Origin of the sequence: Gilliamella sp. ESL0254 (assembly GCF_013344985.1) — a bacterium.
Taxonomy (GTDB): Bacteria; Pseudomonadota; Gammaproteobacteria; order Enterobacterales; family Orbaceae; genus Gilliamella; species Gilliamella bombicola.
Genome location: NZ_JAAEDU010000001.1, coordinates 1,418,551 through 1,433,390, shown reverse-complemented (window position 1 = coordinate 1,433,390; position 14,840 = coordinate 1,418,551). Strand labels below are relative to the sequence as shown.

Genomic DNA, 14,840 nt, shown 5'->3' with positions numbered 1-14,840 from the left:
ATTATGAAATTGTACAACTTAAAAGATCATTCACAGCAAGTTAACTTTGCACAAGCAGTACAGCAAGGATTGGGAAGAGAGCAAGGTTTATTTTTCCCTGAAACACTACCTAAATTTTCTGCAAATGACATTGAATCACTATTAAAACTAGATTTTGTTACTCGTAGCGCCAAAATCTTATCTGCTTTTATTGGCGATGAGATCAGCTTTGATGATATGCACAGGCTAGTTAAAAATGCATTCCAATTTCCTGCACCTGTAAAATCGATAGAAGCTGACATCGGTTCACTAGAACTCTATCATGGGCCAACGCTCGCATTTAAAGATTTTGGTGGACGTTTTATGGCGCAAGCATTAGTGCAAGTTGCTGCAGATAAAAAAATTACTATTTTAACCGCTACATCTGGTGATACTGGAGCTGCTGTAGCCCATGCATTTTATCATTTACCTAATATTCGGGTTGTAATTTTATATCCTGAGGGAAAAATTAGCCCATTACAAGAAAAACTTTTTTGTACACTTGGTGATAACATCCATACGATTGCGATTCAAAGCGACTTTGACGCTTGCCAAGCATTAGTTAAAAAGGCATTTGATGATGAAGAATTAAAAATTAACATTGGTTTGAATTCTGCTAATTCTATAAATATTAGCAGATTACTAGCACAAATTTGTTATTACTTTGAAGCTTACGCACAACTAACGCCTAAGCAACGAGAACAACTTGTGATTTCAGTACCAAGCGGTAATTTTGGTGATTTGACTGCTGGTTTACTAGCAAAAACAATGGGCTTACCAATTAAACGTTTTATTGCTGCAACTAATGCAAATGATACCGTGCCACGATATTTAGAAACTGGGAAATGGGAACCTCACGCAACAGTTGCAACGCTATCTAATGCAATGGATGTTAGCCAACCCAATAATTGGCCTCGAATTGAAGAGATTTATGCCCGTGAAGGTTGGGATCTTAAATCACTTGGCCATGCAGGCGTGTCAGATGAAATTTCTAAACAAACAGTTCGTGAACTTGATAGCATGGGTTATTTGTCTGAACCACATGGTGCAATTGCTTACCGCGCACTGCGTGATCAATTGCAAGAGGGAGAATATGGTCTTTTCTTAGGTACCGCCCATCCGGCTAAATTTAAAGAAGTGGTTGAAGATATTCTAGGTAAATCTATATCACTTCCTAAAGCATTAGCTGAACGGGCCGATATGACGTTACTTTCTCATTATATGCCTGATGATTTTGATAAATTGCGGAATTTTTTAATTAAATTAGATTGGTAGGTTGTTTTCCCGTCGCTATTTTAGCGACGGATTCATTTTTATAGGCTTTCAATAAATTTTATCCATTTAATTCATCAGTTGATTTTATTAATATTTAATAAATATTTAGTATAACTATTAGCAATGATGTTTATTTTTTTAGTTTATCCTCCCTTAAAATAAGTGCTTAGTGTAGATTATGGGCCGATAAAATTTGTATAAACAGTAATTTTGAATTGAACATATTAACCCGACTTGTTATAAAAGAATCCTTGTTTAAATTAATATTTTCGGCTATTTTAGTATGAATTATAACATTGTTAGGATATTTTTTTATGTACTGCCCGTTTTGTAATGCAGATGATACAAAAGTGATTGATTCTCGGCTTGTTGGAGAAGGCTTTCAAGTCCGTCGAAGACGACAATGTGTCGAATGTAATGAACGTTTTACGACATTTGAAGTCGCTGAATTAATAATGCCAAATGTTATTAAAAGTAATAAAATTCGAGAACCATTTAATGAGGATAAGCTGCGTAATGGTATCAAAAGGGCTCTTGAAAAGCGTCCAGTTGGTTTTGATGCCATTGAAGATGCAATTACACGTATAAAGTCTAAACTTAGAGCAACCGGTGAACGTGAAGTTCCTGCAAAATTAATTGGTGACTATGTGATTGAAGAGCTCAAACATTTGGATAAAGTTGCTTATATTCGTTTTGCCTCGGTTTATTTTAGCTTTGATGATATTGAGCAATTTAGTAACGAAATTGCGAAATTACAACAAAAATAATCATTTATATGAACATAACTTGTGATAACGATCGATTTTATATGCAACAAGCAATAGAACTTGCTAAGTTAGGTCGTTTCACCACAACCCCAAATCCAAATGTTGGTTGCATAATTGTTAAAGATAACCAGATTATTGGTAAAGGCTATCATAAAAAAGCAGGACAACCACATGCTGAAGTATATGCGCTACAAATGGCTGGTGATGAGGCGAAAGACTCTACTGCTTATGTAACGTTAGAGCCTTGTAGTCATTTTGGTAGAACTCCTCCTTGTGCAGATGCTTTGATTAAAGCGCAACTTAAACGTGTTGTTATTGCAATGCAAGACCCTAATCCAACTGTTGCTGGTAATGGTATTAAACGATTAAGTGATGCGGGAATTGAAGTCACAGTGGGAGTTTTAACTGAACAGGCCGAAGAACTTAATAAAGGTTTTTTGAAACGGATGCGAACAGGTATGCCGTACGTACAACTTAAATTGGCAACATCATTAGATGGTAAAATAGCCATGGCATCAGGTGAAAGTAAGTGGATTACTTCGAGTGTTGCAAGGCAGGATGTACAAAAATTTAGAGCACAATCCTGTTGTATTTTAAGTACCAGAGCTACGGTACAATCGGATAACGCTAGTCTTACAGTTCGAGATGCCGAATTACCTGATGATATCAAGCAAATTTATTCTTCCGAAAAGATTCGGCAACCAGTGCGTATTATTATTGATAGTCAAAATAAACTCACAGGGAATGAAAATATCTTTAAGCAATTAGGTGAAACATGGATCGTGCGGAAGCAAGATATGCCTGTTACTAAACCAAATACAAAGTTAATCATCGAATCATCAGCGAATAAGAATATTAATTTGACTAAATTATTTTCTTTATTAGCTAACAACAATCAAATAAATTCTATTTGGGTTGAAGCTGGTGCTCACCTAGCAGGGGCATTGATAGAGCAAGATTTAGTTGATGAATTGATTATCTATTATGCGCCTAAATTACTAGGCCATAATGCGAAAGACATGTGTATATTGCCTAACTTACAGAATTTGTCAATGGCACCAAAGTTTCGAGTTAAATCAGCTACTATGGTCGGTGAAGATTTACGAGTTATTTTAAAAAAGTGAACCTCATCTCAGTTGTAAAAAGTGTTGAGTTTCTTGAGTGATAATTTAATTGTTAACTTATTTACTTTTGGTCTTAAAACGAAGATAAATGTTAAAAATTCGCATGTTAATCTTTTGTTTGAGGTTGATAAGTTGTATGATAAATTTTATTATCATTAATATTAAGTAGTCATCTGTAACATAGGAAGTGAACATTGGCTAGAGTATCTTCAGCCTTATTGAAACGTCGATTGGAAATCGCAGAAATTGTTCGTATACGTGGTGAAGTTAAAGTTGAAGAATTATCTGAGCAGCTTCAGGTTTCAAATGTAACAATTCGCCAAGATCTAACTTATCTAGAACAACAAGGTTATTTGAAACGTTTTTTTGGTGGTGCAAGTTATATTTCACCTGAGGACTTTATTAATAGTACACCAAATATATTTTCCTGTCAGCGTTATTCAGGAATTAAAACTGATAGTGGTGACGTGAATTTTGTAAAAACTTGTTTAAGTTATATTAATGATGGCGATACTCTTTTTTTGAGTCATGGACGTTTAATTAGAAAGTTAATTCCTTTTTTGCATAATAAAAAGTCATTGAAAGTGATTATGAATGATATTAATAATGCACAATTGGTTAAAGAATTTTCCGATGCTGAAGTAATTCTTATCGGAGGGGTTTTACTTGAGGGAAATGTTTTACAAAATAATAATCCTTTAACTCAATTTTCCATTTCACATTTTATTTTCGAATTTTCCGCTATCAATACGAATAATCACTTGGTGATTGAAAATATTGAACATCAGAAAACTTATCAACAAATACTAAAAATTGCTGACCATACCATTGGTATCTTGCCACCTCAAGAAGAGATTTGTGATAGTCACAGTATTGGAAAATTAAAACACATGGATGTCGTTATATTATCAAGACATGCTGTTACGGAATATCATCAACAATTGATAGACTCTAATTTTAAGCAGCTTGCAGTAAATAAATATTGTGTAACTTATCATAATCTACTTTAGGTATAAATAATATGAATGTTAAAATTTGTACAATTGGAGAGTTGCTTGTTGAATTTATTGCAAAAGAGCCCAATCAACGGTTTTATGAAACTGGTGAATTTACAGGTCCTTATCCCAGTGGTGCTCCAGCAATATTTGCTGATCAGGTGGCAAAATTGGGGGTTCCTGTAGTTTTTTTTAGTTGTGTTGGCAGAGATGTATTTGGGAAAATGTGCATTGATCGACTAAAACAGGATGGTGTTATTATTGATGGTATTACTATTCATAATAAAGCTAATACAGGTAGCACTTTTGTTGTTAATAAAAATATTAGTGAAAAAGATTTCATTTTTAATATTCCCAATAGTGCCTGCGGTTTAATTTCATTCCACCATATTAATGAAAACTTATTAAATAATTGTAATCATTTACATGTTATGGGGTCATCATTATATTCTTTTCGTGCCATTGATGCGATGCGTAAAGCGCTTGATCTTATCAAGAGTAATGGAGGAACAATTTCTTTTGATCCTAATTTACATAAAGAAATGTTAGATATCCCTGAAATGGCGCAATCTTTTGATTATATTTTGGAGTATGCTGATATATTTTTACTTAGTAAATGCGAAGTGCGTTATTTTGCAAATAATAATGATGAAAGCGAAAAGGAAACTATATTAAGTCTGTTTAAAAAAGGCATTAAACATATAGTGATCAAAAATGGAGTTCAAGGCGCTAATTATTATGGATATGACGAACAAAATAACTTTAAAATGATTCATGTTGATGGTTTTTTTAGGGATATAGTTGATTCTAGTGGGGCAACTTGTTGTTTTGACGCAACATTTGTAAGTCTAATGTTAGCAGGTTTTTCTATCGAAAAGGCATTAGAATATGCAAATGCAAGTGGTGCGTTAGCTGCTGCTAAAAAAGGTCCGATGGAAGGAATATCATCCCTTATTGAAATTGAAACATTCATCTCTAAAAATACACCTAGATCGGTTTAATTTCATCAATATTTATTTTTCTAACCTAAAAAAATCCCAATAACAATGTTATTGGGAAAACATAAGGAATAGGAAAACAATGAAATAAATGCATTGTCGGATTGTATTATGCACTTTTTATTGGTAAATGTGTGTAAAGGGAAGTGAATTATTACTTAAATAGTTAGTGCTTATTTTGTTAAATAACCGTAAAGAAAGATTTTTTTATTATCTTAAAAAGTAACTCATTAATTTAACTATAAAAAAAGTTCTAATAGTGAATTAAGAAATAACTTCCCATAATCAGTTATTTGCCAGTTTTGTTTGTTTTCAATTAAATAATTTCTTTCAATGGCGGTTGTTATTTGTTTCTCTACTGTTTGTAAAGGTAAATAAGTCCGTTGTTCAAATTCTTGTTTAGGTGTGGGTTCAAAAAGCCTAAAACGATTCATAAAAAATTCAAAGGGTAGATCTTCTTTTGGTACCGTATAATATTTATCCAAATAACGTCCTTCTAAATAACCTTTTGGATGACGTGTCTTTATGGTGCGAATAACTTTGCCATCAGGTTGTGTTAATTTACCATGAGCACCACATCCAATGCCTAAATAGTCTCCAAATCGCCAATAATTTAAATTATGTTGGCATTGTAAATCCTCTTTAGCATAAGCCGAGGTTTCATATTGCTGGTAACCATGTTTTGTTAATAATTGATGACCTCGTTGATAAATTTCCCAAAGTTTATCGTCATCAGGCAAAACGGGAGGCTTTGATCCAAATAGTGTATTGGGTTCAATAGTCAATTGATACCAAGACAAATGAGGTGGTGCGATAGCAATGGCTTGTTCTAAGTCATATATGGCATCATCAATACTTTGATTTGGCAAGCCATGCATTAAATCTAAATTAAAACTTCTTAAATTTAATGTTTGGGCTAGTTTTCCTGCTGTGATTGCTTCTTTGGGATCATGTATCCGCCCTAATTTAACCAGCTTATCGGCTTGAAAACTTTGCACACCGATTGATATGCGATTTATACCTGCTTGTTGATAACCATTAAATCTTTCTATATCTACAGAATTTGGATTGGCTTCAATGGTAATTTCTGCATTCTTATTTATGGGGATAATCTTATTTATATTCAATAATAATTTATCAATCAATTCAGCAGAAAACAGGCTCGGTGTACCTCCGCCAATAAAGATTGAATGAATTGAACGGTTTGAACAAAAAACAGCATCATGCTGTAAATCTTTAATCAAATGCGCTATATAGGCTTTATAATCTGGCGTTCTTTTAACGGTATGTGAATTAAAATCACAATAAGGACATTTTTGTACACACCATGGCATATGAATATACAAACTCATTGGGATTTTATACATAAACGTAGCCTTTCCTGAAACTTTTTAACAAAAATAACCCGTGTGTTATCTTATTTTTATAGCCTGCCATTTTACTCCAATTTATTAAAAAAAGCTTTTGGCATCTATAGTGTTTTTATTATTAAGTTAAAAAGCGTACAATTATCGATATGTTTCGATATTAATTGTTGATTAAATTTATTATTTAGGAGTAAGTATGAGTATATATAAAGCGATTTTAGATAGTGGCTTATCAGGCGTATCACTAAGCTCATCGGTTAAGCAATCGACTTATGGTGAACTCCCTATTGTGGTTATTAACCATAAAACTTGCAAGGCAGCGGTTACATTACAAGGTGCTCATTTGTTATTTTGGCAGCCTGCTACTGAACAAACTCCCGTTGTTTGGCTAAGCGACAAAACAAATTTTAAACAAGGGGTGGCTATTCGAGGTGGGATACCGGTTTGCTGGCCATGGTTTGGTCAGTTAGGAAATCCTTCTCATGGTTTTGCGCGTATTGTTGAATGGCAATTAGATTCTTGTAAAGAGGATGACAATGGTGTTGATCTCATTTTGTCACTCACGAATAATCAGCAGACAGAACCTTATTGTCGCCAACCTTTTACTGTGTCATTAAATCTTCATTTAGGTAAAACTTGTGAAGTTACTTTAAGCTGTTTTGCTGACTTTGATATAACTAGTGCGCTACATACTTATTTTGGTATTGATAATATTGACCATGTTGTCGTCAAAGGTTTGGGGGAAACTTATCAAGAACGACTTGCTGTTGAAAACAAACCAGTGACAGTAGGTCAATTGACTTTTAATCAAGAAGTCGATCGTATTTATACTGATGCGAGTAAACAACTAACGATAACTGATGGCATCCGAACAATTCGATTAACCAACACTAATGTCAGTGATGTAGTTACTTGGAATCCATGGATAAATAAAGCTAAAGCAATGGCGGATTTTGGTGATGATGAATATAAATCAATGGTTTGTGTTGAAGCCGGTTGTATTACAAAACCATTGAAATCATCTCCCAATAAGAAATCAACTTATGGTTTTCTTATAGAGGTGATCTAATCGTTCATATTTTATGCCACATACGCAATCAATGTTTTACTCAATTTGCATATGATTAATTGATTGCGTTTATAGGGATAACACTTTATAATCCACAACACTTTTTAAAGTGCTAGTTTGATAGTCAACTACTGGGTCGCCTGTAATTGGCTTTTATTTTTAATAATTAAGAGAAATAAATATGTTTACATTCAAAGCTGAAGTTAGAAAAGAGCATGGTAAGGGTGCGAGCCGCCGCCTGCGTCACGCTGGTCAATTCCCAGCCATCATTTATGGTGGAACTGAACCTGCAATCTCTGTTGTGCTTGATCACAACCAAATCTTTAATATGCAAGAGAAACCAGAATTTTATTCTGACGTGTTAACTGTTGAGGTTGACGGCAAAGCAGTTAAAGTCAAAGTACAAGCAGTTCAACGTCATGCGTTTAAACCAAAATTAGTTCATATGGATTTTGTACGCGCGTAATTTATGTAGTGGAATATTATCCATACTTGTTTCAAACAAAAGGTCACCACAGAGGTGACCTTTTTGTTTTAGAGCTAATGCAGGCTAATGCCTATTGTTATGATTTATCCTGTACACTAACCATCCAACATAATAGAATGATTATATTACACCATCCTAGGAGAAAACCATGTCTGATATCCCAGCTTGCGATTTAGTTATTTTTGGTGCTAAAGGGGATTTGACTAGACGTAAATTACTACCGTCTTTATATCAATTAGAAAAGTATGGAAAACTACCTGAACAGACCAAAATTTTAGGCGTAGGGCGCGCTGATTGGGATCATGCTGCTTATTGTGAGGTAGCAAAAGATGCGTTAACCTCATTTATGCCGGAGCCGCTAGACGATAGTATTTGGCAACGATTTAGTCAACGATTGGATTTTCATAAACTAGATGTTAATGATAGCGCTGGTTTTGAACGATTGAAAAATAAACTGGATTCAGGTCATCCCGCTATTTTCTATTTTGCAATGCACCCAGGTACTTTTGGGACTATTTGCCAAGGTTTAGCTGCTGCTGGATTAAATCAATCGCAAAACCGTATTGTGATGGAGAAGCCGCTTGGAACTGATTTGCAATCATCTCGCGAAATCAATGATTCGGTGGCTAAATTTTTTAGCGAATCGCAAGTCTATCGTATTGATCATTACTTAGGGAAAGAATCAGTACTAAATCTCTTAGCCTTACGTTTTGCTAATACAGTGTTTGCGTCATTTTGGGATCGTAATTCTATTGATCATGTCGAAATTACGGTAGCAGAACAAGTAGGTATTGAAGGTCGCTGGGGATATTTTGATAAAGCTGGTCAAATGCGTGATATGGTACAAAATCATCTATTACAAATCTTAACTATGATTGCCATGTCACCACCTGCTGACCTTAAAGATGATAGTTTACGTAGTGAAAAGATAGCTGTACTAAATGCCCTTAGACCAATTGATAAAACCAATATACGCGAAAAAGTGGTTCGTGGACAATATACAGCAGGATTTGTTAATGGTGTTAATGTACCGGGCTATTTAGAAGAAGACGGTGCAAATCAAAAAAGCAATACCGAAACATTTGTTGCCATTCGAGTTGATATTGATAACTGGCGTTGGGCGGGCGTCCCATTTTATTTACGTACAGGTAAACGTTTACCGAGCAAATGTTCTGAAGTTGTTGTTTATTTTAAACCATTACCGCTTAATCTATTTAGTGAATTTTATCCACAATTACCACAAAATAAATTGACGATTCGTTTACAACCTGATGAAGGAATGGATATTGAAATTCTAAACAAAGTACCTGGGTTAGATAGCACTCATAATCTGCAAACCACTAAACTTGATTTAAGTTTCAGCGAAACTTTTCACCAACAAAGCGCTGATGCCTATGAGCGTTTATTACTTGAAGTTATGCGGGGGCGCCAAGCGTTATTTGTTCATCGTGATGAAGTTGAAGCAGCATGGAAATGGGTTGATTCAATTATTAGTGCATGGGAAACAGAAAAAGAACCACCAAAAACTTATCAAGCTGGAACTTGGGGACCCGTCGCATCGGTTGCCTTAATCACTAAAGATGGGCATTCATGGCACGAATTTGAATAAAGGAAAAGTAACTATGTTTACGTTAAATAAATATCAAAATAGTCAGTTATTGATCGAAGATCTAACCTCACATATTGTCAATGAATTAAAACAGGCAATTGTACAAAAAGGACATGCTTCTATTGCGGTTTCGGGAGGTAAAACACCTATTCCATTATTTGTTTCATTAAGTCAACAAAATATAGAATGGAGCCGAGTTTTTATTACATTAGTTGATGATAGATGGGTTGATGATAATGATGATGCCAGTAACGAAAAGTTAGTGATGACGCATTTATTACAAAACAATGCAAAATTGGCTAATTTTGTCGGTTTAAAAAACAGTTGTGATAATCCATTTGATGGCGCCGAAATGACTGACAAGATGTTAGATAAAATTCCGATGCCATTTGATGTAATTGTTTTAGGTATGGGCGAAGATGGACATACAGCTTCATTATTCCCAGGGGCAGCTAATTTAGCGGCCGGTTTAGATATGAAATCAGGTCGAAAAGTTGTCGGGATGACACCATTAACAGCGCCACTTGATCGTATTACTTTAACGTTACCTACTATTTTAAATAGTAAAAATATCTATCTACATTTAGTTGGTGAAAGTAAAATGCAGGTATTAGAACAAGCCGAAAAAGATCATAATGTTAATCAAATGCCTATTCGAGCTGTTTTGCAGCAGGACAAAGTGAATGTCACAGGGTTTTGGACTGCATCTTAAATTTTCTTCAGTTTTGTTTGCCAACTTGCGTCGGTAATGAATTTTTACAATAAATTTTGCTTCCAAAGCACAGTGTAAGTGGTTTAGAAAATTAGTTTAAACAGAAAAAATACCTTATTCAAGTTGAAACCTGCGTCAGCGGTTGAGACTCTTTATAGTACATGCAATTGTTCAACACTGAATAAGTGGCTTAGCAGTATCGCTGAATAAGCGAAAAAAAACGGAACTCACATGTTCCGTTTTTTTGTATACTAAATCCTTGTATTCACTCGGCCAAAGAAAATATAGACAATAACCGCTAGAAAACCAAAAGCCAGAGACACAAAAAACATTGCCTGATAAGCGCAGTTTATTGAAATTATTTGATGTTGAGTGAGGTTGATTAATATTCCTGATAATATGCCTCCAAATGCACCACCAATTTGCTGTGTAACACGCGTGATAGCGCTCGTATCCTTAATTTGATTTTTATCACAGAACTCAAATGGAGAAGAGAGAACAGCAATCGTGGCGACGCCTAATCCGGAACCTCGAACAGTAAAACCGATAATTTCAAAGGCGTTGCCACCTACTTGAATTATTAATATACTTATTGCTGATATTATTAATCCTACACCAATAATTAGAAATGAATTTATCTCACTTAGAGATTTATAAATAAATTTTCTAGCCAACCAGGCACCTACACCTTGTAGAGCTAGCAACATACCAATATATGTAATAGATATATTATCATTTATTGCTTGTATTAAAGGAAAAAAAATCATGAAACCAAAAAAGATAAGTGACGTCAGAAATCCCATAATTATTGCGAACGAATATTGAATACAACTAAATGAACTTAAATCGATCAGTTTACTGTCTGACTTGTTATTAATAATAAGCGAAACCATCATCAAACCAATACCTAAAACTAGCATAATAATATTAAAAATATCAAAAAAATGCCCAAAAGTGATATTTTTAATAGAGATGAAAAATATTATTAAAGCAATTAAAAATGTCATTAATACATAAATATTCATATTGTATTTAGACGTTTTATTATCAGGCATTGTCGTTCTACCAAATAAAAAAGCCATAAGTACTAAAGGTATGTTGATAAAAAAAGCTATTCTCCAATTTAATTGTTCTGATATGATTGCTCCAAAAATTGGCCCTAGTGCAGGGGCAAAGACTGACGGAATAGCAATCAATGCCATAACCGGCTTTAGTCTTTCCTTACCAAAATAAGTTGCTATTGTAGATTGAGTAATAGGAATTAAAATTCCTGCACCAAAACCTTGTAAACATCTATACAAGATTAAAGAAACCAGATTATATGAAAATCCAACTAATATAGAACCAACAAGAAAGACAAAAATTGAGCATACCCATGCTTTCTTGAGTCCAAAATTTTCATGTACATAAGGTGATAGTAATATGCCAGCTGCGCAAGCAAGCATATATATAGTAACAGCCCATTGCATATAAGCATAAGAGGCATTAATGTCATTCGAAATTGAGGGTAAAATAACATTAACAATACTGCTATCTAATAATGGCAATATACTAGATAGTGTCATAGCAAACACTAACTTTCTTTCTGAGGTTGTCAGGTCAATCGATTGTTTCATATTAAACTCTTTCCAGATTATATTGAGTTGCGCCTAGTGTATATATTTCACTGAACGTTGGTGGTGTAATTTCTTTGTAATTTTTAAGTATTGAAACTAATTTTTGAAGGGCGATATTTAATTGTATATTTGTAAATTGAGCACCAATACAAGCATTAATTCCCACTCCATATGAAAGATGTCCCTTAAATTCTCTTCGTGGATTGAATGTGTTTGGATGTTCAAAATATTTTTCATCTCTATTTGCTGATGGTATTAAGGAAAATATTAAATCTCCTTTTTTTAAGTTAACACCTTCAACACAACTATCATCCTCGACTTGGCGTGGAATTAAATGAACAGGTGGTGTAATACGTAAGCTTTCCTGCAAGATACTATTAGTGCTGCAATCATTGGAGATAACTAGATCAATATAAGATTCATTTCTATAAAAGTGATAGATACAATTTGCTAAAACTTTATCAACTGGTTCTGAAGCTGCAAGTAAAATGTTTAATGAAAGCGCGACTATCTCACTATCACTTAATATTTCACTTTCATTACTATTATGAATAATAAAAGAAATAATATCATCTCCAGCACACTTTTTACGTTCATCGATTAAATCCAATATCACTTTTTCCAATTCTTCAGATGCAAATAGTGCGATATCTTCAGTAAACATGTTTTCCTTTCATTTCATTTTATACCTCTTTCTAGACAGCTAGTTACTAAAAATATATATAACATTAATAATTTCAATTGTTTATATTAAATAATATTTTTTTAAATCATTCATGATTTATTGCTAATTTATTTTTAATATATATAGTTATATTTATTTTATTTGAATTAAGTTGGGCTAATTTAGGATAGTTAGTAAAACAAAAATTTACTAACTAATTCCAGCCACAAAATATTACTTAGAGGCCATATAAATGAATATTTCACTCATTTCGCCAGAGGTCGCTTCTTCTGATAGCGAACCTATGATTATATCGGCATCACTCAAATCCCCATCAGTGAAAGTAACAGAACGTCATCATCATTCGAGAGGACAACTAGCTGGTACATTACAAGGTTTAATTTCAATTGAAGTGGAAAGTAGTCAATGGGTAATACCCGCAACTCATGGTATATGGATACCTCCAGATACACAGCATTCTCTTCTCGGATCACATGGGCCATTCTACGGATGGAGTATCTATATACAAAAAAGCGAATGTAATAATCTGCCGAATAAATCCTGCATGCTAGAATTATCTACTCTATTGCGTGAAGCAATTACCCGAACCATGACATGGAATAATTCAGAATTGCAACCCGAGCATAAGCGATTGATGGCAGTGATTGTCGACGAGATTAGTATAATACCTCAAGTTGATATAGCACTCCCAATGCCAAAAGATATTCGTTTGTTAAAAATTGCTTTAGCTTTGTCTAATAATCCTAGTGATGATAGAAACATTAATGAATGGAGCGTTTGGGCTGGGATTTCTCGACGCTCATTAACTCGTCGATTTACAAATGAAACTGGATTTAATTTCACAGAATGGCGACAGAAACTACGTATGTTAAAAGCTTTAGAGTTGCTTGTTGCGGGCAGACCTATCACAGAAATTTCTTTAAATTTAGGTTATGATAATATTAGTGGTTTTATTGCTATTTTCCGTCGAAATTTCGGGGTAACTCCAGGTAACTATCAAAAAGCGATGAGAAATAACCGCCCATGGAGAAACTTTAATGACACTATCATTTAAAATGATAATTATATTAATGATAAATTAGGGCGTGTTGATCTTTCGTGATTATTTTTTAGACGGCATGATGTGAGTTATAATAATTCTGCAAAAAACAACCATAACTCGATTCATCATGCCAAGAACAATGCTAACAGATAAACGGTGGGAAAAGCTACTACAAATAATGAAAAATACCGGCCGAGTTTATAATAAATCCGAGCATCGGATGACGTTTGAAGGGCTCCTTTTCCGAATGAGAACCGGTATTCCTTGGCGAGATTTGCCAGAAGAGTTTGGTGAATGGAGCACCGTCTATAGACGATTTAATTTGTGGTCTAAAAAAGGAATATTAGTTGATATTTTCAAACATTTATCACAACTAGCGGATTTTGAATGGGTGTTCCTAGATGGCTCGATTATCAGGGCTCATCAACACAGTACAGGCGCTGCAACGGAGCATTCCGAGCAAATAGGTCAGAGCTGTGGTGGTCATTCAACTAAAATTCATCTTGCGGTTGATAGTGGTGGTTTGCCTATTTGTTTTGAGCTATCTGAAGGACAACGACATGATATCACTTATGCAGAAACCCTAGTTGAAAAACTCGATGAAGTGAATACAGTGATAGCCGATAAAGGTTATGACAGCGAGCCTTTTTGGTGCTTTGTTCGTCAAAAAAGCGGACGAACGGTGATTGCTAAACGTAATTATGGTAAGGATATAGATAAAAGCAGTATAGATAGGTGCCTTTATCGCTATCGTCATTTAGTCGAGAATGCCTTTGCTAGAATCAAGCAATATCGTCAAATATCAACTAGATACGATAAGTTAGAAAGGAATTATGCCAGTATGGTATCACTGGCATTTATGTTAATGTGGCTGCCAATGTATTGTTGAGCAATTTATGTACAGCAAAGATCAACAGCCCCTAATATTTTTTTGATATAGATAATTTTTTGTGTCGTAAAAACTAGCTAATTCACTCATCTAATGTTGCTTCGCCTACTCCAAAATGTTTAGCTAACTCGCCAATAAAAAGATAGGCATTGGTTAAGGCACAATTTACCAATTGTTGTTTTAAACT

The 14,840-nt window shown here is 34.2% G+C and carries 14 protein-coding genes; 11 read left to right on the top strand and 3 right to left on the bottom strand.

Translation table 11 applies throughout. The annotated features are described in order from the left end of the window. Positions 1-3 precede the first annotated feature (3 nt). The 5 genes from thrC to GYX25_RS06670 all read left to right on the top strand — a co-directional run bounded on the left by thrC (position 4) and on the right by GYX25_RS06670 (position 5,180). Positions 4-1,293: a threonine synthase gene (gene thrC / locus GYX25_RS06690; RefSeq protein WP_091346533.1), complete on the top strand. Its 1,290-nt coding sequence runs from the start codon at positions 4-6 to the stop codon at positions 1,291-1,293. A gap of 314 nt (positions 1,294-1,607) precedes the next feature. Continuing rightward, a complete protein-coding gene (gene nrdR, locus GYX25_RS06685) occupies positions 1,608-2,060 on the top strand; it encodes a transcriptional regulator NrdR (protein WP_091346531.1) in 453 nt (150 codons plus the stop codon). 8 nt (positions 2,061-2,068) lie between these two features. Beyond that, positions 2,069-3,184 carry a bifunctional diaminohydroxyphosphoribosylaminopyrimidine deaminase/5-amino-6-(5-phosphoribosylamino)uracil reductase RibD gene (gene ribD / locus GYX25_RS06680; protein WP_091346529.1) on the top strand — a complete coding sequence of 372 codons (1,116 nt, stop codon included), beginning with the start codon at positions 2,069-2,071 and terminating at the stop codon, positions 3,182-3,184. Between the two features lie 194 nt (positions 3,185-3,378). Next, positions 3,379-4,194 carry a DeoR/GlpR family DNA-binding transcription regulator gene (locus GYX25_RS06675; RefSeq protein ID WP_091346527.1) on the top strand — a complete coding sequence of 272 codons (816 nt, stop codon included), beginning with the start codon at positions 3,379-3,381 and terminating at the stop codon, positions 4,192-4,194. An 11-nt stretch (positions 4,195-4,205) separates the two neighbouring features. Further along, a complete protein-coding gene (locus GYX25_RS06670) occupies positions 4,206-5,180 on the top strand; it encodes a sugar kinase (RefSeq protein WP_174787003.1) in 975 nt (324 codons plus the stop codon). 236 nt (positions 5,181-5,416) lie between these two features. Here GYX25_RS06670 and hemW read toward each other — a convergent pair whose 3' ends face one another. Next, complete coding sequence (gene hemW / locus GYX25_RS06665) at positions 5,417-6,544, bottom strand: radical SAM family heme chaperone HemW (RefSeq protein ID WP_091346524.1); 1,128 nt, start codon at positions 6,542-6,544, stop codon at positions 5,417-5,419. Positions 6,545-6,740: 196 nt separating this feature from the next. Here hemW and GYX25_RS06660 point away from each other — a divergent pair, with 196 nt between their 5' ends. The 4 genes from GYX25_RS06660 to pgl all read left to right on the top strand — a co-directional run bounded on the left by GYX25_RS06660 (position 6,741) and on the right by pgl (position 10,421). Beyond that, complete coding sequence (locus tag GYX25_RS06660) at positions 6,741-7,613, top strand: D-hexose-6-phosphate mutarotase (RefSeq protein WP_091346522.1); 873 nt, start codon at positions 6,741-6,743, stop codon at positions 7,611-7,613. 181 nt (positions 7,614-7,794) lie between these two features. Continuing rightward, a complete protein-coding gene (gene rplY / locus GYX25_RS06655; protein WP_091346520.1) occupies positions 7,795-8,079 on the top strand; it encodes a 50S ribosomal protein L25 in 285 nt (94 codons plus the stop codon). A 169-nt stretch (positions 8,080-8,248) separates the two neighbouring features. Further along, positions 8,249-9,709, top strand: a complete 1,461-nt coding sequence (zwf, locus tag GYX25_RS06650; protein WP_091346518.1) for a glucose-6-phosphate dehydrogenase — start codon at positions 8,249-8,251, stop codon at positions 9,707-9,709. 13 nt (positions 9,710-9,722) lie between these two features. Then, positions 9,723-10,421, top strand: coding sequence for a 6-phosphogluconolactonase (pgl, locus tag GYX25_RS06645; protein WP_091346517.1), 699 nt, complete (start codon positions 9,723-9,725; stop codon positions 10,419-10,421). A 251-nt stretch (positions 10,422-10,672) separates the two neighbouring features. Here the strand turns inward: pgl and GYX25_RS06640 are convergent, their stop codons facing one another. Together GYX25_RS06640 and GYX25_RS06635 are read right to left on the bottom strand one after the other, a co-directional pair. After that, positions 10,673-12,037, bottom strand: coding sequence for an MFS transporter (locus tag GYX25_RS06640; protein ID WP_174787002.1), 1,365 nt, complete (start codon positions 12,035-12,037; stop codon positions 10,673-10,675). A gap of 1 nt (position 12,038) precedes the next feature. After that, a complete protein-coding gene (locus GYX25_RS06635) occupies positions 12,039-12,701 on the bottom strand; it encodes a cytochrome P450 (RefSeq protein ID WP_091346513.1) in 663 nt (220 codons plus the stop codon). 253 nt (positions 12,702-12,954) lie between these two features. On the opposite strand from GYX25_RS06635, the gene GYX25_RS06630 reads away from it, so the two are divergent. Together GYX25_RS06630 and GYX25_RS06625 are read left to right on the top strand one after the other, a co-directional pair. Next, positions 12,955-13,776 carry an AraC family transcriptional regulator gene (locus tag GYX25_RS06630; RefSeq protein ID WP_091346511.1) on the top strand — a complete coding sequence of 274 codons (822 nt, stop codon included), beginning with the start codon at positions 12,955-12,957 and terminating at the stop codon, positions 13,774-13,776. A 115-nt stretch (positions 13,777-13,891) separates the two neighbouring features. Then, positions 13,892-14,653, top strand: a complete 762-nt coding sequence (locus GYX25_RS06625) for an IS5 family transposase (protein ID WP_141683313.1) — start codon at positions 13,892-13,894, stop codon at positions 14,651-14,653. Positions 14,654-14,840 lie beyond the last annotated feature (187 nt).